17 protein-coding genes are annotated in these 20,512 nt (G+C 52.0%); 10 read left to right on the top strand and 7 right to left on the bottom strand.

Annotated features, from left to right (window positions below):
• From nuoK to JMI88_RS25685, 6 genes are all read left to right on the top strand, one after another.
• On the top strand, nucleotides 1-324 hold the full coding sequence (nuoK, locus tag JMI88_RS25660; protein WP_201364814.1) for an NADH-quinone oxidoreductase subunit NuoK: 324 nt from the start codon (nucleotides 1-3) through the stop codon (nucleotides 322-324).
• A 7-nt stretch (nucleotides 325-331) separates the two neighbouring features.
• Nucleotides 332-2,482 (top strand): NADH-quinone oxidoreductase subunit L, encoded by a 2,151-nt coding sequence (gene nuoL, locus JMI88_RS25665; RefSeq protein ID WP_201364815.1) that lies wholly within the window; start codon nucleotides 332-334, stop codon nucleotides 2,480-2,482.
• A gap of 13 nt (nucleotides 2,483-2,495) precedes the next feature.
• Entirely contained in the window at nucleotides 2,496-4,103 is a 1,608-nt protein-coding gene (locus tag JMI88_RS25670; protein ID WP_201364816.1) for a complex I subunit 4 family protein, read from the top strand.
• Nucleotides 4,104-4,180: 77 nt separating this feature from the next.
• Nucleotides 4,181-5,674 (top strand): NADH-quinone oxidoreductase subunit N, encoded by a 1,494-nt coding sequence (locus tag JMI88_RS25675; RefSeq protein ID WP_201364817.1) that lies wholly within the window; start codon nucleotides 4,181-4,183, stop codon nucleotides 5,672-5,674.
• Nucleotides 5,675-5,951: 277 nt separating this feature from the next.
• Entirely contained in the window at nucleotides 5,952-7,307 is a 1,356-nt protein-coding gene (locus JMI88_RS25680; protein ID WP_201364818.1) for an FAD-binding oxidoreductase, read from the top strand.
• A 15-nt stretch (nucleotides 7,308-7,322) separates the two neighbouring features.
• Nucleotides 7,323-8,057: an SDR family oxidoreductase gene (locus JMI88_RS25685; protein WP_201364819.1), complete on the top strand. Its 735-nt coding sequence runs from the start codon at nucleotides 7,323-7,325 to the stop codon at nucleotides 8,055-8,057.
• An 85-nt stretch (nucleotides 8,058-8,142) separates the two neighbouring features.
• On the opposite strand, the gene JMI88_RS25690 is transcribed toward JMI88_RS25685, so the two are convergent.
• From JMI88_RS25690 to JMI88_RS25710, 5 genes are all read right to left on the bottom strand, one after another.
• Nucleotides 8,143-9,105, bottom strand: a complete 963-nt coding sequence (locus tag JMI88_RS25690) for a hypothetical protein (RefSeq protein WP_201364820.1) — start codon at nucleotides 9,103-9,105, stop codon at nucleotides 8,143-8,145.
• A gap of 130 nt (nucleotides 9,106-9,235) precedes the next feature.
• Entirely contained in the window at nucleotides 9,236-9,988 is a 753-nt protein-coding gene (gene rlmB, locus JMI88_RS25695; protein ID WP_201364821.1) for a 23S rRNA (guanosine(2251)-2'-O)-methyltransferase RlmB, read from the bottom strand.
• Between the two features lie 160 nt (nucleotides 9,989-10,148).
• A complete protein-coding gene (locus JMI88_RS25700; RefSeq protein ID WP_201364822.1) occupies nucleotides 10,149-10,844 on the bottom strand; it encodes a hypothetical protein in 696 nt (231 codons plus the stop codon).
• Nucleotides 10,845-11,040: 196 nt separating this feature from the next.
• Nucleotides 11,041-12,804 (bottom strand): ATP-binding cassette domain-containing protein, encoded by a 1,764-nt coding sequence (locus JMI88_RS25705; protein WP_201364823.1) that lies wholly within the window; start codon nucleotides 12,802-12,804, stop codon nucleotides 11,041-11,043.
• Nucleotides 12,801-14,555 (bottom strand): ABC transporter ATP-binding protein, encoded by a 1,755-nt coding sequence (locus JMI88_RS25710; protein WP_201364824.1) that lies wholly within the window; start codon nucleotides 14,553-14,555, stop codon nucleotides 12,801-12,803. The genes JMI88_RS25705 and JMI88_RS25710 overlap by 4 nt, the downstream gene beginning before the upstream one ends.
• 675 nt (nucleotides 14,556-15,230) lie before the next feature.
• On the opposite strand from JMI88_RS25710, the gene mscL reads away from it, so the two are divergent.
• Together mscL and JMI88_RS25720 are read left to right on the top strand one after the other, a co-directional pair.
• Nucleotides 15,231-15,758, top strand: a complete 528-nt coding sequence (mscL, locus tag JMI88_RS25715; RefSeq protein ID WP_236023071.1) for a large conductance mechanosensitive channel protein MscL — start codon at nucleotides 15,231-15,233, stop codon at nucleotides 15,756-15,758.
• Nucleotides 15,759-16,003: 245 nt separating this feature from the next.
• Nucleotides 16,004-16,537 (top strand): adenine phosphoribosyltransferase, encoded by a 534-nt coding sequence (locus tag JMI88_RS25720; RefSeq protein WP_201364825.1) that lies wholly within the window; start codon nucleotides 16,004-16,006, stop codon nucleotides 16,535-16,537.
• A gap of 69 nt (nucleotides 16,538-16,606) precedes the next feature.
• Here the strand turns inward: JMI88_RS25720 and JMI88_RS25725 are convergent, their stop codons facing one another.
• The gene (locus JMI88_RS25725; protein ID WP_201364826.1) at nucleotides 16,607-17,182 is read right to left on the bottom strand and encodes a nitroreductase family protein; all 576 of its coding nucleotides are present in this window, start codon (nucleotides 17,180-17,182) and stop codon (nucleotides 16,607-16,609) included.
• A gap of 318 nt (nucleotides 17,183-17,500) precedes the next feature.
• Here JMI88_RS25725 and JMI88_RS25730 point away from each other — a divergent pair, with 318 nt between their 5' ends.
• Nucleotides 17,501-17,908: a WD40 repeat domain-containing protein gene (locus JMI88_RS25730; RefSeq protein WP_201364827.1), complete on the top strand. Its 408-nt coding sequence runs from the start codon at nucleotides 17,501-17,503 to the stop codon at nucleotides 17,906-17,908.
• Between the two features lie 117 nt (nucleotides 17,909-18,025).
• Nucleotides 18,026-19,123, top strand: coding sequence for a lipid II:glycine glycyltransferase FemX (locus tag JMI88_RS25735; protein ID WP_201364828.1), 1,098 nt, complete (start codon nucleotides 18,026-18,028; stop codon nucleotides 19,121-19,123).
• Between the two features lie 104 nt (nucleotides 19,124-19,227).
• On the opposite strand, the gene JMI88_RS25740 is transcribed toward JMI88_RS25735, so the two are convergent.
• Nucleotides 19,228-20,511, bottom strand: coding sequence for an argininosuccinate synthase (locus tag JMI88_RS25740; protein WP_201364829.1), 1,284 nt, complete (start codon nucleotides 20,509-20,511; stop codon nucleotides 19,228-19,230).
• Between the last annotated feature and the right edge of the window lies 1 nt (nucleotide 20,512).

Here is a 20,512-nt window from a genome sequence, read left to right on the forward strand (position 1 = left end):
ATGCAGCTTACAGTTAATCATTTTGTTGTTCTGGGGGCCGTGCTTTTTTGTATTGGCCTGTATGGCGCCATCACGAAGCGCAATGCCATTGCCGTATTGATGGGTATTGAAATTATGCTGAATGCAGTCAATATCACAATGATCGGTTTTTCGTACTTTAATACTGTCAATGCTTATAAAGAGCTTTTGACTGGACAGATCTTCGCTATTTTCATTATCACTGTTGCTGCGGCCGAAGCTGCGGTTGCACTGGCAATGATTATTGCCATCTATCGCAAACGTGCTACGGTAGATGTTGGCGAGATCGATATGATGAAGTGGTGATCAGAAGATGTTGTATCAATTATCCTGGACAATCTTGTTTGCACCGCTCCTCGCTTTCGCTGTAATCATCTTCGGTACACGGGTATGGGATATGCTGAGCCGGCCTAAGGCGGCTCCTGCTGCTCATGCTGGTGGTCATGGGGACCATGCTGGTAGCCATGAGGTTGAGGTGCAGGGCACCCATGGGGATGAGCATGTCGGACATGGCGAGGATGACGACGAAGATCCCAAGGTTCCGCGTCTTACCGCCGGTGCAAAAGCCAGCGCCTATGTTGCGCTGCTGATTATGTTTGTCGCTTGTCTTTATTCCTGGGTTTTGCTGTTCAGTTCGGCAGCTTCTGCTGATCTGGCTAAGTCTGGTATTACAGTCTTTTCTTATAACTGGTTCAATGCAGGCACTCTGCATTATAATATTACTTTCCACCTGGATCGCCTGGGAATCGCTATGCTGGTGGTGGTGACCACCATTACTTTACTGGTACAATTTTATTCACAAGGCTATATGGAGAACTCGGCAGGGTATGCGCGTTTCTTTGCCTACCTGTCGTTGTTTGCGTTCTCTATGCTTGTGATTGTTTTTGCCCAGAATTTCCTGGTGATCTTCTGTGGTTGGGAACTGGTCGGTTTGAGTTCTTATCTGTTGATCGGCTTCTGGATCAATAAGCGAGCCAAACCTGAGGAACAGCGTCCTTCGCCTGCCAGTGCCGCTCTGCAGTCCTTTGTGATGAACCGTATTGGTGATGTCGGTTTCATCCTCGGTATCATGATCCTTTTTGCCAATACCGGATCTTTCGATTTTGCGACGATTCAGGCACGCATTCCTACCAGCCACCTGGAACATTCCACCTTGCTGGGCGTGGCGATGATTCTGGTGTTCTGTGGCGCTATTGGTAAGTCGGCTCAATTTCCTCTGCATACATGGTTGCCCTCCGCTATGGAAGGTCCTACCCCTGTTAGTGCGCTGATCCACGCGGCCACTATGGTTGCTGCTGGCGTTTACATGGTTGCCCGTACCTTCCCTCTCTTTAGCGCGGCCCCTGCTTTTGCTTTCGAGGTTGTGGCTTCGATTGGTGCGTTTACCGCTTTCTTCGCCGCAACGATTGCGCTGGTACAATCAGACTTCAAACGCGTACTGGCCTTCTCGACCATTAGCCAGCTGGGCTATATGTTTGTGGGTCTGGGCGTGGCTGGCCAGGAGTTTGGCGCTGGCCCTGGTATGTTCCATCTCTTTACACACGCCTTCTTCAAAGCTCTGCTCTTCCTGGGTGCCGGTAGTGTGCTGCACGGTCTGCATCATGCCATGCATAAAGAAGTTCAGGATGTACGTTTGATGGGTGGCCTGGCTACAAAGATGCCAATTACTGCGGCTACATGGTTGATTGCTGTACTGGCCATTTCGGGCTTCCCGTTCATGTCTGGCTTCTATAGTAAAGAAGAAATTATTGGTCTGTCACTGGAGAATGGTCATCCAGTTATCTATGCTTTGGCCCTGATTACCGCTGGCCTGACTGCCTTCTATATGTTGCGCGCCTTCATCCTGGCCTTTGGTGGTAAGGGTGGCAAATTCATGGGTCTGTGGGGTGGTCCGTATCGCGGCTCCGGTGAGGTTCATGAGTCTCCTTTGACCATGACTATTCCGTTGATGCTGCTGGCTATCCCTTCAGTCATTGGTGGTTACTGGACTGATTTTTACCAGTATGTCAACGTTGGTGCGGAGGCTGTGAAGAACTTAAGTATCCCAACCTTGCTGGTGACTCCTGATACCTGGATTGGTGTTGTGGTTTCCCTGGCTGGTCTGGCTGTTGCCTGGGGTATCTACGGTCGTGCCGAACTGGTCAAGATCAGCCAGGTTGTACAGTCAAATGCTGTGCTGCGCACTCTCCATCGCATTCTGCTTAACCGCTACTATGTCGATGACCTGTACAACTGGATCACCAACTATCTCATTGTGGGTGGTGTCTCCAAGCTGGCGCAGTTGTTTGATACCTTTGTTGTGGATGGCATCGTCAATGGTGTGGCACGTGGTGTGACTGACCTGGGTGCTGGTGCTCGTCGCGTGGAGACTGGTCGTGTACAGACGTATATGCTCGGCTTCTTTGGCGGTGTCGCTGTGTTAGCGATAGTCGTAGTTGTCCTGATCACCACAGGCATGAAGTAAAGGATAAGAAAACATGTCGATTTTCTCTTACGATCTCACATGGATTCTCCTGCTGCCCGTGCTTGGTGGATTGGGAGTCTATGTAGTGCCGACGAAAGCAGCGCGCTGGGTGGCGCTGGCTTTCTCTGCGGCAACGTTCGCTCTTTCAATGTTCATTTTCTTCCGTATTCTCAATACCAATGGGATTAACGGATTTGGCGATCTCAACCACCTGGCCGATCAGGTGAAGATGAATTGGATTGATCTGAGGGCTGGCTCGTCTCGCTTTACGGTCCAATACTTTTTAGGGGTGGACGGCCTGAGCCTGCCGATGGTGATCTTGAATGCGTTACTGACGATGCTGGCCGTAATTGGTGGCTGGCAGAAGAAACGTGTCAAAGATTATATGGCCATGATGCTGATCCTGGAAGCCGGTGTGATGGGCGTCTTTATGGCGCTGGATATCTTCCTCTTCTTCCTGATGTGGGAAGTTGAGTTGGCTCCAATGTTTATCCTGATTGGTGTCTGGGGAAGCGAAGCGATAAAACATGGTGTCCCCGGTCGTATCTATTCGGCCTGGAAGTTCCTGCTCTACACGTTCTTTGGTAGCGCGTTTATGCTGGCTGGTTTCATCCTGCTCTACTTCCATGTCGGTAGCTCCGATATGCAGATCCTGTCTCATCACTTGATCGGTGGCAGTACGATGATCCTGGGCATCACTGTTCCCTTCCAGTTGCTGACCTTCCTGCTAGTCTTTATGGCCTTTGCGGTGAAGATTCCGATGTTCCCGTTCCATACATGGTTGCCAGACGCTCACACAGATGCGCCAACCGAGGTCAGCGTGCTGCTGGCTGGCGTGCTGCTGAAAATGGGCGCTTATGGCTTGATCCGTTTCTGCTTTACCCTGTTCCCTGGAGGCCTGCAACAATTCGCGGGCTGGCTGGTCGTGATTGCGGTTATCAATATCCTGTATGGCGCGGCGATCTGTCTCGTGCAGACGGATATGAAGAAGTTGATTGCTTACTCTAGTGTGAGCCACATGGGTATCATTCTGCTGGGCGTGGCCGCTGCGGCTGGCGTGGGCAATCAGTTCTTTACTGGTGCGCTGGCCGGTGGCGATCAGGCATTCCGCCAGGTGGCTTTGACCGGCGCGGCCCTGCAGATGTTTAGCCACGGTATCATTACCGGTATGCTCTTCTTCTGCGTCGGTGTCGTCTACGATCTGGCTCATACGCGTGAGATTGCGATCTTTGGTGGTATTGCCAAACGTATGCCGATGCTGGGCACGCTCTTCACGTTCGCATCCCTGGCTTCACTGGGCTTGCCTGGCCTGGCTGGGTTCGTCGCTGAATATATGGTCTTTACCAGCAGTTTCCGCGTCTGGACCATTCCGACCCTTCTGGCTGTCTTTACCATGATCCTGACCGCTGGTTATCTCCTGTGGATGATCAAGCGTGTCTTCTTTGGGCCATTCAATCAGAAGTGGAACTGGCTCCAGGATGCCTCGCCACGTGAACTCATTCCGTTGTTCGCTCTGGCTGGACTGATTGTGTTTGTTGGTGTTTATCCAGCACCCCTGATTAACGTGATTTCGAGTAGTCTCACGCCGATTGTTCATGCGGCCGTGACCATGATAAAGTAGGAGAGGTCCCCCGAGCAGCCTAGGCGAGCCGTCAGGTCAAAAATTGGGTCGCCTCGCTGTGGGGGTAAGGAGTTATTATGATTCAGCCATCTGATCTCTACCTGCTAGCACCGCAAATTAGTCTGACGCTGTTAGCTCTGGTGGTGATGGCCGTTGATCTTTTTACGAAGAAACGTATTGTCATTGCGGCCACCGCGCTGGTAGGTTTGATCGTGCCTGCGGCTTTTACAATCGCGCAGGTTATTACCTTTAATGGTCCTCAGACCGCATTCTTTAAGATGCTGGTAGTGGATCAATATTCTCTCTTTTTTGAGATCATCTTTTTGATCATCGCCGCCGTCATCATTCTGGCTTCCTATGACTATATTGGGAAGTATGTCCAGGCGGATGGCGAGTTTTATTCGTTGATGCTCCTGTCTGTTGTGGGTATGATGTTTATGGCCAGCACGGGCGAGTTGATTTCGATCTATATCGCTCTGGAACTGACCAGCTTCCCACTGTATATTATGGCGGGCTTAATTCGTTCGGATGCCAAGTCGTCTGAGGCGGCTGTAAAGTATGTCTTGCTGGGCGCTATGTCCTCGGCCATTCTGCTTTATGGTTTTGCTCTGCTGTACGGCTTGACCGGTACGACAGATCTGCAGGGTCTGGCGCATACCTTTAAGAGCTTTAGCGATGGCAACCTGATGGTGATTGTGGCGGATGTGCTGGTGATTGCGGGCTTTGGCTTCAAGATCTCGGCGGTTCCGTTCCATATGTGGGCGCCTGATATCTATGAGGGCGCGCCGACACCGGCGACTGCCTTCTTCTCGGTCGGCTCGAAAGCCGCTGGCTTTGCCGCCCTGATCCGTGTCCTGGTTTATGGTGGTCTGTGGCAGGTGGACCTGGTACCCCTGGTCGCTACCCTTTCAATCGTCGCGATCCTGACCATGACGCTGGGTAACTTTGTGGCCGCGGTACAGACCAACATCAAGCGCATGATGGCTTACTCCAGTATCGCCCAGGCCGGTTACATTCTGGTGGGCGTGATTGGTACCGTGGGCATGGCGTATAAGAATCCTGCGGCTGCCGCTACTGGTACTGCTGCGGTACTCTTCTTTATCCTGGTCTACGTTGTCACCAACCTGGGAGCTTTCTCTGGTATTATCGCCCTGGCTAATTTGACCGGCGGCGAGAAGATCGATGACTTCCGTGGCTTGTGGAGGCGCGCTCCGCTGCTGAGCGTTGGCACCGCCCTGTGTCTGCTCTCACTGGCAGGTATTCCACCTGTGGCCGGCTTCTTCAGTAAAGTGTTCATCTTTACTGCGGCCTGGCAGCTTGGTCAGCCCTGGCTGGTAATCATTGCTCTGCTGAATAGCATCGTCTCAGTAGTCTACTATGGCCGTGTCATCAAAGTAATGTTCTTTGACGAGCCACAGAAAGAGGGTCGCCTGGTTACTTCAATGAGCCTGGCCACCTCGATCACACTGGCATCGGCCGCTTTGCTGGTTCTGACCGTTATCGTGCAGCTGGTGATCAACGCCGCCAATCCTGCGGCCTTCAATCTCTTTGCTTCGCTGGTTGGTCGCTAAACAAGAAGCAAGCAATCGGGCGCGAGGCCCGAACCTACGGAGACGGTATTGTTCGTCGAGGGAAGAAATCGGGCGCGAGGCCCGAACCAATGGGTATCATGGTTCGGGTTTCGCGCCCGATTTCTTGCTTGCTATGTCTATCTTCTGGCCGAGGGCCCCTTACCTATACATTTGGGCTGATTCGTAGCGTGAGTTAGGGCCTATGCGTTATTATGGACGTAAGAACAATTTGAAAGACACTCATTCGCAGTATACTCAATAAGGAATAGATAACGTTATGGGATCCGCAAATAAACAGCCTCAATCCTGGGGGCGCTATCCATTGGTCAAGAATAACCAGGTCGTACCAGTATACTGGCGCGATGAACTGCCAGATCTTAGTACTCTGGACCAATCGATCCTCCCTTATGGCTATGGTCGCAGCTATGGCGATAGCTGCCTGAATGAAAATGGCATCTCTATTGATACAAGTCACCTAAAAAACTTTATTTCTTTTGATACTGAAAAGGGTATTATTCGCTGTGAAGCCGGTGTTTCGCTGGCTGATGTGTTGCAGGTGGCGGTACCTCGTGGCTGGTTCTTGCCGGTAAGCCCAGGTACCAAATTTGTCTCGGTTGGCGGCGCAATCGCTAATGACGTGCATGGTAAAAACCATCATGCCGCCGGCACTTTTGGCTGCCATGTGATCAAGTTTGAGTTAGTGCGCTCAAGTGGTGAGCATCTTATTTGTTCGGCGGAACAGCACAACGAGCTTTTTCGAGCCACGATCGGTGGACTAGGCCTGACCGGCGTGATCCTCTGGGCTGAGTTCCAGTTGAGAAAGATTGTAAACCCCTTCATCGATATGGAGTCGATCCGCTTTGAATCGCTCGACGAATTCTTCGAGCTCTCGGCCGCATCGGATAAAGATTACGACTATACTGTGTCCTGGGTGGATCTCTTGATCGGTGGCGACAAGCTGTGCCGTGGTAAGTTTTCTCGTGGTAACCACAACCAGGACCCTGCTCTGGCGAAGAGATATAAGCCGAAGAAGTTGCCGCTGGCTGTGCCGATCGATTTTCCTTCGTTTGCCCTCAATACTTTTACGGTTAAAGCGTTCAATGAGGCCTATTACCACGTCCAGTTAGAGAAATATGTTAATAAAACCGTGCCCTATGATCCGTTCTTCTATCCACTGGATGCTATCCACAATTGGAATCGTATCTATGGTAAGCGTGGCTTTTTCCAGTATCAGTTTGTGGTACCGTTTGAGAATGGTCGTGAGGCGATGCACAAGTGTATCCACCATATCCAGCAGGCTGGTGAAGGTTCGTTCCTGACCGTTTTGAAGCAGTTCGGTTATATTAAATCGCCCGGTATGCTGTCCTTCCCGCGTCCCGGCATTACGCTGGCCCTCGACTTCTCCAACCATGGTCAGCGCACACGTTCATTTATGAATGAACTGGACCGTATCGTTGAGGATAATGGTGGCGTTCTCTATCCAGCGAAAGATGCGCGCATGAGCCCTGAGTCCTTTAAGAAGTTTTATCCGCAGTGGCAGGAGTTTGAGCAGTACATTGATCCTAAGTTCTCCTCCAGCTTCTGGCGCCGTGTGACCCAGGGAACCGATAGCAACATTCCGACATATATCTAAGAAAGTACGATAAAGATGAGAGTAGCAATTGTGGGGGCCACGTCTGCGCTGGCCCATGAGACAGCCAAGTTTTTTGCCCGCGATGGGGCCGATTTTTTCCTGGTCGGGCGCTCCGCCGATAAGCTGTCGGTGGTGGCAGCCGATTTAAAGGTGCGTGGGGCACAAGCCATTGAGACGTATACGCTGGATCTCAATCAGTTGGAGCACCACGATGAGATGCTGCAGCAGGCGATCGCGACTCTGGGTGGTCTGGATGTGTTGTTGATTGCACATGGTACCCTGGGCGACCAGCGTGCGTGCGAGCTGAGTGTGGCCGAGACGTTGCAGGAACTGAATACCAACGCGCTGAGTGTGATTTCGCTATTGACGTTGAGCGCTAATTACTTCGAGCAGCATAAGCGTGGTACGATCGCGGTTATTTCTTCGGTGGCCGGTGATCGTGGACGCCAGACGAACTATGTCTATGGTACGGCGAAGGCCGCTGTCAGCACTTTCCTGCAGGGCCTGCGTAACCGCCTATCGAAGTCTGGCGTGGCTGTGATTACGATCAAGCCGGGTACTGTCTCTACTCCAATGACCGCGCATATGAAGCAGGGCCTGCTCTTTGCCCAGCCGCAGGCGGTCGGTGAGGGCATATATGAGGCGATCAAGAAGCGCAAAGATGTCGCCTATACCCCTGGCTATTGGCGCATCATCATGCTGGTCATCAAAGCGATTCCCGAGAATATCTTCAAGCGCTTGTCTCTCTAAAGACCCAAACTGGCAACAAAACAGAAGAAGGGCGCGGTGGACATCTTGTCTGCTGCGCCCTTCTTATAGTTGAGAGAAAAAGTTTTTAGCTATGGGTATGTGAGAGGTACATGGTCAGGCCAATGATGACCAGTACCACACCGAGACCGCCTAGCACGAAGATGAGCCAGGTTAAACCGCCGCCTCCACTGGAACTGCCGCTGTTACTCGGTGGTGTGGGAGTAGGTGTGGCTGTGGGCTGGAGCGTGGGGGTAGGTGTGGCTGTGGGTTGCGCTGTTGGCGTGGCCTGCGCGTTGACCGTAATTGCGTTATCTAGATAAGTTTTTAAGTTGGGATCATTCTGGCCGACGACGCTAATACCGTAATTGCCGGCCGGGGTGTTTGCGGGAATAGTCAGGTCCAGCGTAAAGGTACCATTTGCATCTGGCGTAACCTGTCCGCTCACAATGGCATTGCCGCCCTGGCCGGCGGTAATGGCTACATTCAATCCTTGTTGGGGTAGCCAGTTTTGCCCTGTGATGGTTACTTTGTCGCCCGCATTAACCGTTTGATTGGAAGTGGCGACCGTGGGCTGTCCGAGCAGCGTAAACGGCGTGGTAGCCACTGCATTGACGTTGGCCGCATTGGCGCAGACATAATACTTTGCGTTTGGCTGGTTGGCACCATCAGGCCATTTGGCCTGGACCATAAATCCGCCATTTGCATCGGTTTTAGCTGGCTGCTGGGGTTGTAGGGCCGCTACACCTCCATTGCCAGTAGCGCATTGGTTAGGATCTGTTGCGATGGAAAAAGTTACATCGCTATTAGGAGGGAAGCCGGTACCCGTCAATTGAATAACGGTCCCTGGTCGCCCGCTGGGTGTTCCTCCTGTGGGCAGTGCAAGCATTAAACTAGGATTATATGATGGCGTTGCTGTTGGGGTCGGATCATCCTGCACATTATATGGGCTGGCAAATACTGCTGGCTGTGTATAGATACAGGTAAAGAGTGCAAACCCGACCATTCCGCAAAATAAGACAATAAGACACCTGGTGAAAGTTTTGAACACTAGAATTACTCCTGAGAACACAACATTGCATTAAAATAGACGTTGACGGATGAATCGGCGTAACGAGATAAGTCCTTTATAATTTATACGTCTATATTTCCCCTGTTGTTATCGTTTTATGTGCCATGTCTTACTTTTTTCCGTTCCGGGCGGTACGCTGACGTAATGCTTCATATAGGGAGATGCTGCCGGCAACGGCGGCATTGAGCGAATTGACCTGTCCAAACATGGGTAGCTTGATGAGCACATCACAATGTTCGCGTACCAGGCGGCTCAAACCCTTACCTTCATTGCCCACCACGATAGCCAGTGGTCCGGTTAAATTGGCTTGCGTGTAGAGGGTCTTCCCCTCGCCCGCCAGGCCGACGACCCAGATATTCTCTTTTTTGAGCTGGTCGATGACACGGGTCAGGTTGGTCTCCTGCGCAATCAAGATATGCTCGGTGGCTCCCGCCGAAGTTTTGACCACGGTGGCGTTGACTTCCGCTGCCCTGTGTTCTGGGATGATCACGCCATGGACGCCAGCCGCCTCAGCTGTGCGCAGCAAGGAGCCCAGATTATTGACATCTTGAATCGCGTCCAGGATCAGGATAAAGGGGTCTTCTTGTTTCTGTACGGCATGGGCCAGGATATCGTCGGCGCTGGCGTAGGTGCGTTCCTCGACCTGGGCAATGCAGCCCTGGTGGACGGCTCCGTGGCTGATCTGGTCCAGGCGGTGGCGCGGCACGGTTTCGACCGGGACCTGGCGTCGCCTGGCTTCTTTCAAAATGGCAGCGATGGCTGGAGCTTCACGGACCCCCTCTGCCAGCAGCAGGCGTTGAACATGGCGACCGGCCTGTAGTGTCTCTGAAATGGGATTGCGGCCCCATATATATTCGGGCATAGTACCTCTTTATGTATCATGGTGACAGTGAAATATTCCCCCAGAGTATAGCACACCTCTGCGCTGGCCTCTACTGCCTATAGCTAGCATACTAAAAAAACCTCTTGCATGAAAATGCTCATGCAAGAGGCCAGTTCGTTAAGGCGAGCGAAAAAGAAAGTTAGTATTCTTCGCGGTGATGGTGGTGATGGTGTTGGGGATTCTGGTAAGCATTTCCTTCCAGGCGTTCGATCTCGCGTTCTTCCTGTTGCAGCTCGCGGCGCAATTCCTGCTCGCGCTGTCGCTCCTGCTGTAGCTCTTGCTGCATGTACTGCTGATCTTGATATTCCTGTGGATTGCCATAGGGCTGTTGGTATTGAGCATTGCCGTAGGGTTGTTGCTGGAAGCCGTAGGGTTGCTGTTGTTGGAAGCCATTGTTTTGCTGGAAACTATTATAATATGGCTGTTGATTTCCGTTGTCCTGATATTGTTGATGATATGCCAGCATATGCTTGGCGACCAGGCCAGTTAAGGCCACGGCGCTTCCTAGCAGGAAGGGATGGCTGAAGACGCGTTGGAGCAGGTGAGGCTGCTCGTGGCCCATATGCACCAGCCCCTGAGCCATCGACCAGGTATTGTCTGGATTAGCTCCATATTGCGGCGGAATCCGCTGGGCCAGGATTGCACGCTGTTCATAGGGCATCTGCTCAAAGTGCTGCTGATAAATATTCTGTTGCATCTCAGATGGTGCACCCTGAATAAACTGGCGTAAATGGTTGATGGCTTGTATGGGATCAAAGGCATCGAAGTTTCCGGTATCATAGGCCTGGGCGTACTGTTGATACACCTGGTGTTGATTCTGGTCAAATGGCCACATAATATACCTACTCCTTTCTGAATATATCTACTCCGTTATGTATAAAGATGGTCGCCAGGGACCTTGTATTATCTTCCATGCAATTATTTTGTCTGCTTGCTAAATCAGCTATCTCCACCATATGTTACCTCAAAGGTACCACGTTCTCTGTGTAAATGTCAAAAAACCCTGGATGTACTCACTGGTTTTGGTGTTGCTAAGCGTTATTGGCTCCATGCCAGAGATACTGGAGTTCTGCGCTTGTTTCCAGTAGCTCTGCGAGAGTGCCGATGGCTTCGATCTGTCCATCTTTGAGCACGATAATCTGGTCCGCCCGTTGCAGGACGGTTTTGCGGTGGGAGACGACCAGGCAGGTTGGTGGCTGTGCCTGAAATAGCCGCTCCCAGAGGAGATGCTCGGTCTCGATATCCAGGGCACTGGAGAGATCGTCAAAGACCAGCAGCGCGGCCGGGCGTACAAACATGCGTGCGGCTGCTGTGCGCTGTATCTGTCCGCCAGAGAGCTTGACGCCCCGACTGCCGATGACGGTGTCAAGACCATTTTCCAGCGTGGCGATGTCCAGTTCCATTACTGCTGTGTGCAGGGCTTTGTGCAATCGTTCAGGATGAGCAGGCTGGTCGAGCAATATGTTTTCCTGCAGGGTGGCGCTGAAGAGGCGCGGGATCTGCGCGGTATAGGCGCTGCGTGGAGGCACAAAAAAACTGGCTGGATCCTGTACCACTTCACTATTCCAGTAAATCTCCCCATGATTCTTCGGGAGCAGGCCCAGCAGCGCTTGTAAGAGCGTCGTTTTGCCGGAGGCGATGCGCCCGGTGATGACAGTCAGCGATCCTTCACGCAACTGAAAGCTAATGTTGGCAATGCCACGTCCACTATCTGGATAGCGGTAGCTGAGTCCCACAACCTGGAGCGTTGTCAGCTGAACATTCGCGGCTGGCAGCGTGTTTGTGGTGGAGGTTGGAAGCGGGCCACGCAGGTAGAGCGGTTGGTGAGCAACCAGCTGCTCAGGTGGCGCACCCTGTAGCAGTGCATCCATGCGTTGAAATGCTACCCCCGTTTGGATGTAGTGGGCCAGAAAATTGCCAAAGAACTGGGTAAAATCGGTTACGAAGGTAAGGTAGTAGATGAAGAGGGCCAGATCACCGATTCCCAGTTGCTGATTGTGCAGCGCCTGGGCAGCCAGGATTAAAATCAATCCGGTGCCCAATCCCACCGTGTTGCCAAAAATGGAGTCGAGGAGCTGTTCAAGCGTCCTGTCCTTGAGCATGGTGCGCCGGCGCTGTTCGTTCAGGCCCTGAAAGTGCCGCACAACATGCGACTCTGCGGTTGCCACCTTGATCCCCTGCACGCTGCTGAATATTTCGCCGATGGCGCTGGTAACTGCTCCGGTAGCCTCTCGACTGGCACGGCGGTAGCGTTCCAGGCGCGCATGCATGGCCTGGGCGATAGCCACCACACAGACCAGCGGCACAAACACAAACAGCGTAATGGTGACGCTAATCCTGAAGAGGATAATGATAGCGATCGACGAAAAAATGATCGTGCCGATAGTATCCAGGGTCCAGCTAACAGCATCTTCGGCCTGGCGGGCATCATCGCGAAAGCGGCTGATCGCCTCTCCTGGTGAATCTGGTACCGCGTGGGCACCGGGTCGCTCCAGGATGCGCGCCAGCATATTGCGTCGCAGCAGGCTATTCATATTGAACCGGTGTAGCGTATCCACTGCACCACCAAACAGGATTAAGATCACCCTGCCCAGTTCGGTGGCTACCAGGAGCATGATGATGAGCCAGAAGTCATTAGAAAGATGTGTGACGTGTTGCAAACGATTAAAAAATTGTTGCGCCAGCAGGCCTGGTAGCAGGGGCGCAATATGAATGATGGCCCACAGCAAGGCATTGAGCGCATAGAGTAGTGGGCGATAGCGAAACAAGCGCCAGAGATATTGATATGTTTTCATGCAAGCACCTCTTCTAAACCGGTTTGCAGCAGCTGGTAAAAGCGCGAGTGTGGATTATTGGCGAGCTGCGCACGCGCCCCATATTCTAGCGCCCGTCCGTTTTCGATGATTAAAATGTCATCGGCGCGCTGAATGGTGCCTAGTCGATGCGCAATAATGATGCCTGTACGCTCGCTCAGCAAGGTATCAACGGCGCGCTCGATGAGCTGTTCTGTCGCGGGATCCAGTCGGGATGATGCTTCATCCATAATAATCAGGCCGGGATTGCTGAGGAAGACGCGCGTAAATGCTAGCAATTGGGCCTCACCTGCAGATAAACCTTCGCCATCTGAGCCAAGGATGGTATCCAGGCCTGTGGGCAGGCTATTATACCAGCCTGTTAATCCAACCTCTGAGAGAACTTTGAGGATCTGCTCGTCATTGATCGCACGGTTGAAGTAGGTCAGATTGTCGCGTACCGTGGCATGAAAGAGTTGGACATCCTGGGTGACCATGCCGATGTGATGGCGTAGCTCACTCAAGCGGGTCTGGTGCAGGGGTACACCTCCTAGCAGTATCTCTCCTTGCTGGATATCATATAAACGCAGTAGCAGGCGTGCCAGCGTCGTCTTGCCGCTGCCGGTACGTCCCAGAATGCCCAGTACGCGACCGGCTGCTAGCTGGAGGGAGAGTTGCTGCAACACAGGCTCATCTGGATTATATCCAAAGGTCAGATCTTTGATTTCCAGCGCCAGTGCTCCAGAAGGCAGAGCAGGGCCTGTGCCATCTAAAATGGTGGGTTGAGCCTGTAAGAGCTGGCGAATACGTTCAATGCCAGCGCCCGCCTCCTGTAGCTGTTGCAACTGGGTGCGTATCTGCTCCATTGGCGCGCTGAGCAAGTTGGTGTAGTAAAAGATCAGGTAGACGCTTCCCGGTGAAATTTCGTGCTTACTCCAGAGGTAAATAGAAATGCTCAGGGCCAGGGCATTGCCAACGCCGAATAAAAGTAGCGTGCTACTCCATGTCGCATAGCTAGCCACGCTGGCCCGCATATTAATGGGTAGCCAGCTACGTAGGAGCTGATAGAAGCGGCTCATCACATAGCCAGTGGCTCCATTGGCTCGCAGGTCCTCTGTGCCAGCCAGTTGTTCGCCCAGGAAGCCAAAGAACTCGGCATCTTTCTCGCGCGTTTTCACCCAGAAGGGAACAGCAACCTGGCGCACGCGAATCAGGATGAACAGGCCGGCGAGCGCAAACAGGCTGATGGCAATGCCCACCTGCCATCGCTCTTTGAAGAGTAGGAGCAGTACACCGATAATCAGCAAACCATTGCCGAGTAATTTGATGATCGCCTGCGAGAAGAAATTTGCCAGCGTATTGACGTCACCATCGATGCGCTCAATCAATTCGCCAGACGTGCGGGCTTTATGGAATGCCAGGTCGAGCTGCAAGCAATGGCTCACCAGGTCAGTCCGTAGTTGATTGGTGGCGGTCCAGGCCACATTCTCGCTGACATATGTATTGACAACGGCCAGCAATTGATTCAACAATGAGAGTCCAATAAACAATGCTCCCGCCAGCACGAGCGGCGCGGTACTGGCTCCCTGCAAGGCATTATCAATAAACTGGCGTAAGATCTGAGGATTGACCAGTTGCAGGACGATGCTGCCTAAAAGGAGCAGCACCATCCAGCAGACACGCTGCCATTGCGGCTGCAGATAGCGCGTCAACAGCTCACGATAGGTAAATGAATGTTTGAGCCTGGTGCTCATGAGTGAATCCTTTCATCACAGCGATGTTATCAGAAGCCTCGCGAGCCTGGCGCTAAAGATGCCGAGCTCTTATCTGTATGAGCTGGAGCGCACAAATTATGGCAGGTAGTATGCAAGGCCACGAGGTGAACAGACAGACCGCACCCATGGCTTTATTGCATTGGCGGATGATAAAAAAAAGAGAAAAAAAGCCACAGGTCAGTGTGCACCCATGGTTATGCAGTCTAAGTGAGTGGAAGATGTGCTCTGATCAGATAGAGAAGCGAGAGCAAAATTACAAACAGCTAGCGGCTTCAGGGCGCACTTATAGATAGGTTTCCACCAGATGGTGGGAAATCTTCTTTGAATCAAATGCAAATGTTACTATCATTTGGCTCTAAATGCTCCTTTCAACCGATCTTTTATGAGCGTACCATAAACTTATCCATAAATCAAGTTTCATGTACTCATCATAATCTCTAGAATACTGCCCTGGTTTATGCTACCCTAAGCATTAGCTGTATATAGTTGCACATTTGTCAGTGCCGCATAGTTTTGATGCCAGTCAAAACAAATGTCTCTATTATGTAGCGGATTATTCCTGACATGCGTATTACATGCGTGGTGCATGATGCGTGTGTCGCAAACTGCAATTATATTGTAAACTTATGGTTTTTTGACAGAGAAGGAGTATGCATGGCTCGGGACTTATTTGATCGAGATAATATTATGGAGTATGGGCGCCGTGGTTTAAGGGGTGGATTGAATACACTGGGCGATTTCCGGAAGTTTTTGTTGCGTGGTAATGTTGTTGACCTGGCCGTTGGCATTGTCATCGGTGCTGCATTCAATGGCCTGGTTCAGGCTTTCGTTAGCGACTTTCTGCAGCCGTTAATTGGCTCGCTGGCTAAAAAATCCACTTTTGATAAAGTTACAACTCCACAGTTTGGGCTTATCCCTCCGTTGCTCTATGGGCATTTTATTGGTGTCCTGATCAGCTTTGTCTTGACGGCGGCGGTTGTTTATTTTCTGGTGGTGAAGCCGATCAACGCTTTGCATGACCGCTATACTCGTTTGCGCCCCAAGAAGGAAGAGGCCCCCACCACACGCGATTGTCCGTTCTGTTTGAGCTCTGTGCCTTTGAAGGCTACGCGCTGTGCCTATTGTACGGCCCAGTTGCCTCCAGTTGAGGAGACACCTGCGGAGGCTGCGGAAACGGTTTAAGTCTATCTGACTCCATCTCCCATTTGCCCCTACGGCAAATGGGAGATCATCTCTCAAATTCTTGCATGTGAGAAATGGCTAGCGTATACTTCTAACGGAGAAAATATTGATTGTTATTCATAAATCTAATGGATGCGATTAATGTGTTCTGTGAAGACAAGGGGCAGTCAAGGGAATACTGTAAATAGCTTGACCAGCCCCTGTGTTATTGCCAATTTCATACCATACAGAGGAGAACATAACTCATGACGTCAACATCCGAGCCTGTACGATTGGAAGATTGGGTTCGCGATATTCCTGATTTTCCCCAGAAAGGTGTCCTGTTTAAGGACATTACCCCTTTGCTGCAAGATCCCAAAGCATTTCATATTGCCATGGATCGTTTAGCCGCGCATTATGCGGGGGCTGGTATTGAAGCCGTGGTTGGCGTTGAGTCTCGGGGGTTTATTTTCGGGGCGCCACTGGCCTATTTGCTCAACTGTGGTTTTGTGCCCGTGCGCAAATTTGGCAAACTGCCATCTGATACTGTCAACGTTGAATATGCACTCGAATATGGTACCAATGTCGTTGAGTTGCATACCGATGCCATTAAACCGGGACAGCGTGTCCTGATCGTTGATGATCTGTTAGCTACTGGTGGTACAGTTTCTGCGTCCATTGAGCTGGTGGAGAAGGTGGGAGGCCATATCGCTGGTATTGCCTTCCTGGTGGAACTGAGCTTCCTCAAAGGTCGCGAACACTTAGAGGGACACGACGTCTTTGCGCTGATCCAATACTAAATCTGTCTGATACCAGAAAAAAACAAATATGAGCGCTCCTGACATCAAAACAGGAGCGCTCATATTTGTTTAGCATCCCAGCCAGGTAGTTTTACTGGCTGTTGGTATGTGTTGGCGTTCGGCGGGTTGAATGGCCGGATAGCCGAGGTAGATGAAGGAGACCAGATGATCTTCGGGTGTCAGGCCGAACCAGCGTTTGATCTGAGGATCATATGCCGCGTCTCCGGTGCGCCACATGGCGGCCAGTCCTAGTTCTTCGGCGGTCAGCAGCATATTTTGTACGGCCGCTGCGGTCGCCTCGATGTTTTCAATGGCGAGTACATTGGCCTGTTTGGGGGCTTCGGCCGCCACCGCGATCAAGATAGGTGAGCGTAATGGCTTGTTGCGCTCCTTATCAAGGCTAGCCTGACTACACAAATGTGGATTATCTTTGTGACGCTCAGCCAGGGCCTGGGCCATCACGTCGCCTAGCTCCACACGTGCCCTACCACCCAGCACGAAAAACTTCCATGGCTCGGTTTTATGATGATTAGGGGCGTGCGTGGCCGCCTCCAGAATACGCTCAATCTGCTCATGCGTCGGGACCTGGTCCGTCATTTTACCAATACTGCGACGCCGCTTGATAGTTTCAAAAACTGTTGTCATCTGCTCTAAACTTTCTTTCCCGCAGCAATGGCGTTGCCGCCTGGGAAGGTTCTTGGCTGTCTGCACGTTTGCTATTGATCTGCTGAAATGTATTATAGCTTTTCCCCCCGCTTTATGAAAGGGGTGGCACTGAATAAGAACATATGCGACATAAGTTTTAATTGGTAGCGATTTACCCCTCTGCATGATAAACTGGACGCGATAACATACCTTTCAATCAGATAAGAGAAGGCAGCGCAAATTCATCTGGAGTGTTGCAACGCTACTTGTCAGGTGCATACATTACTGCGATTGATTGGTCGAAGATGAGGTGTGGGTGTGGGAAACTTTTTTGCGTGGCTTGCCTCGATCGCGGGTGCTAGTCCAGTCTATGCGGAGCAGTTATGGGATTGTCGCGCTGGCCTCGATCCCTCTGTGGTTGGTAATCTGAACTACTATAGTCATGCAGAAGGGATAACAGCTCTTACATGCTCTTCTGATACGTGGCTGGTGGCTTCAGCCAGTGAAGACCATGCTATCCATATATGGAATGTGCAGACGCGGTATGCTGTCTTGATCTATCGGGAAACTGTAAATGCTGTGCTGGCCTGGCTGCCCGATGCAACCCTGAGTATCTTTACCAGCACAGATCGAGTATTGTATATCTGGGACGTCTGGACGAATAGTTGTGTCCAGACACAAAAACAGTCTGGCGGGAGAATACTCTCGTCAGGATCTGCTAGCTAATGCTCTAGCATGGCTGTTGTGTGTCTCCTCTACTTATTTGTCTGAGAGGGTGCCCTGGCCTTTGCTAGTCGTAATAAGACTCTCAGCCTGATCAGGTTGCTATAGAGGAGAAGAAAAATGGAAGCACGTTTCATTACTGATCGGCAGCAGTGGAACGACTTCGTGGAGAAGTCTCCATACGGAAATATCACTCAATCCTATGAGTGGGGGGAACTATCGAAGGACGTTGGCTCACAGGCTTTTCGCATCGGTGTAGTCGACGCGCAGGGCAACCTCTGTGCCGCCATGCTGCTCCTGCTGGTCAAGATGCCACTCTTGCGTAGCAGCTTCTTCTATGCGCCACGCGGTCCCGTGATTGATGACCCCAATTCTCCGGCTATGAATGTGCTGCTCAATTTCGTCAAGAGCGAAGCCCGCAAGCAGGGCGCATTTATGCTTAAGCTTGAGCCAGGAGCCGACGTAGGTGATACCGTATGGATCTCGGCGCTGGTGCGTCGAGGCTTCAAACCATCGACACAGTTTTTGCATATTCGCAATGAATGGATTCTTGATATCCGCCCGGCGGAAAAAGAGATTCTGGCGAACATGAAAGAGAAATGGCGCTATAATATCCGCCTGGCATCGCGTAAAGGCGTAACGGTGCGTGAGGCCCAGGGGCGAGAGGACATGGAGGCTTTCTATCGTATCCTGCAAGAGACCAGTGAGCGCGACAAGTTCTATATCCATAGCATCGAACACTTTGAATTGCTGGCAAAATTGTACTCTGAAGGCGATCGCTATGCGATGTTGATCGCCGAGCATGAAGGCAATCCGATCGCCGCCATTGTCCTGATGCGTATGGGCAAATGGTGCTGGTACCGTTATGGCGCATCATTAACGAAGGGTCGCAATGTAATGCCCAATCACTTGCTCCAGTGGACCGGTATGCAGTGGGCCAAAGCTCGCGGTTGTGAATACTACAACTTCCTGGGTATTCCCACTTCTCTTGAAGAGCCAGCCGCCCAGAAAGATCCGCTGTGGGGCGTCTATACCTTCAAGCGTGGCTTCAACGGCTTCGCGCGCACTTCCATGGCTGGCTATGACCTGTCCTACAATCCAATCCTCTACCAGGCCTATAAGAGTATGCTCGACTTCAAAAACTGGCGTACCGCTCGCCAGAGCCGGAAAGAAGAGGCCCGGCAAGAGAACCCCGACGAGCAGCCCGCCCGCGCATAAAATAACCATGGGTTCGGAGCTTGCCTCCGATTTGCGGAGCGTGCCTCCCGATTTAAATCGGGAGGCACGCTCCAAACCTATGTATTACGTGATTATTGGTGATTTTATTTGGCTGGGGTCTCATTTTTGTGATTGCTGGAGATCTGCACCTTTCCTTCACCGCTGTTGAGCAGGTTGCCTTCGAAGCCGATGGAGGGGAGCAATTGGGCTTGCGCCTGGGTGCTCAGTGGGAGTGCCCACAGTTTGATGAAGCCCAGAGCGGCATTGTGATCGAACTGATCGCCACTATCGTAGGTAGCCAGGGCATGATCATAGAGCGAATGGTCGGATTTGCGGCCAACGATCTGGCAGCGACCGCGCGACAGTTTGACGCGTACAGTTCCGCTGACGAAGCGTTGCGTGCTCTGGACATACGCGGCCAGGTCCTGGTGCAGGGCACTATACCACTGTCCATTGTAGATCAAGCGGGCGTACTCGGAGGAGATCGTCTCTTTGAAGCGGATCTGCTCACGACTCAAGGTCAGGCTTTCGAGGGCACTATGGGCGGTATGCAATACCACGGCCGCCGGTGCTTCGTAAATCTCACGCGACTTGATGCCGACCAGGCGATTCTCAATGTGGTCGATGCGTCCGATGCCATACTTGCCGGCCTCGCTATTCAACGTCTCGATCAAGACATAGCCAGGTATCTCTTCGCCATCGAGGGCAACTGGAATACCGTTCTGGAAGCTGATCTCGTAGTATTTGGGCTCCAGGGCGTCCATGGTATCGGGATCATCGGTCCAGGCAAAGACATCGGCCGGTGGCTCGGCCCAGGGATCTTCCAGGACGCCGCATTCGATGCTGCGGCCCCATAGATTCTGGTCTACCGAGTAGGGGCTGGCGTTGGTTACTTTGATCGGTATATTGTGCTCGGCGGCATAAGCGATCTCATTGTCGCGCGTCATGCTCCACTCGCGCACAGGGGCGATGATTTTGAGATCGGGGGCCAGCGTATTGATTGAGACATCAAAGCGCACCTGGTCATTGCCCTTGCCTGTACAGCCATGGGCCACAGCCACCGCACCCTCCTGGCGCGCTACCTCAACTAGCAGGCGTGCAATCAGAGGGCGGGCCAGCGCAGTGGCCAGCGGATACTGCCCTTCGTAGATCGCGCCGGCCTGTAAGGCTGGCCAGACAAAGTAGCGCACAAAATCTTCACGACCATCAACGATTATTGACTTGATGGCTCCGATCTGGGTGGCGCGGTCGGCAATCTCTTGCATGTTGCGTTCATTGCCAACATCGATGGTTACAGCGATTACGTCCAGGTCATATTTCTCTTTGATCCAACGAATGGCCACTGAGGTATCAAGTCCACCAGAATATGCGAGTACAACGGATGCCATA

The sequence above is a fragment of the Dictyobacter formicarum genome, from assembly GCF_016587435.1.

Coding starts and splice junctions, on each gene's coding strand:
- nuoK (WP_201364814.1), top strand. CDS start 1: ATGCAGCTTACAGTTAATCATTTTGTTGTTCTGGGGGCCGTGCTTTTT.
- nuoL (WP_201364815.1), top strand. CDS start 332: ATGTTGTATCAATTATCCTGGACAATCTTGTTTGCACCGCTCCTCGCT.
- JMI88_RS25670 (WP_201364816.1), top strand. CDS start 2,496: ATGTCGATTTTCTCTTACGATCTCACATGGATTCTCCTGCTGCCCGTG.
- JMI88_RS25675 (WP_201364817.1), top strand. CDS start 4,181: ATGATTCAGCCATCTGATCTCTACCTGCTAGCACCGCAAATTAGTCTG.
- JMI88_RS25680 (WP_201364818.1), top strand. CDS start 5,952: ATGGGATCCGCAAATAAACAGCCTCAATCCTGGGGGCGCTATCCATTG.
- JMI88_RS25685 (WP_201364819.1), top strand. CDS start 7,323: ATGAGAGTAGCAATTGTGGGGGCCACGTCTGCGCTGGCCCATGAGACA.
- rlmB (WP_201364821.1), bottom strand. CDS start 9,988: ATGCCCGAATATATATGGGGCCGCAATCCCATTTCAGAGACACTACAG.
- JMI88_RS25700 (WP_201364822.1), bottom strand. CDS start 10,844: ATGTGGCCATTTGACCAGAATCAACACCAGGTGTATCAACAGTACGCC.
- JMI88_RS25705 (WP_201364823.1), bottom strand. CDS start 12,804: ATGAAAACATATCAATATCTCTGGCGCTTGTTTCGCTATCGCCCACTA.
- JMI88_RS25710 (WP_201364824.1), bottom strand. CDS start 14,555: ATGAGCACCAGGCTCAAACATTCATTTACCTATCGTGAGCTGTTGACG.
- mscL (WP_236023071.1), top strand. CDS start 15,231: ATGGCTCGGGACTTATTTGATCGAGATAATATTATGGAGTATGGGCGC.
- JMI88_RS25720 (WP_201364825.1), top strand. CDS start 16,004: ATGACGTCAACATCCGAGCCTGTACGATTGGAAGATTGGGTTCGCGAT.
- JMI88_RS25725 (WP_201364826.1), bottom strand. CDS start 17,182: ATGACAACAGTTTTTGAAACTATCAAGCGGCGTCGCAGTATTGGTAAA.
- JMI88_RS25735 (WP_201364828.1), top strand. CDS start 18,026: ATGGAAGCACGTTTCATTACTGATCGGCAGCAGTGGAACGACTTCGTG.
- JMI88_RS25740 (WP_201364829.1), bottom strand. CDS start 20,511: ATGGCATCCGTTGTACTCGCATATTCTGGTGGACTTGATACCTCAGTG.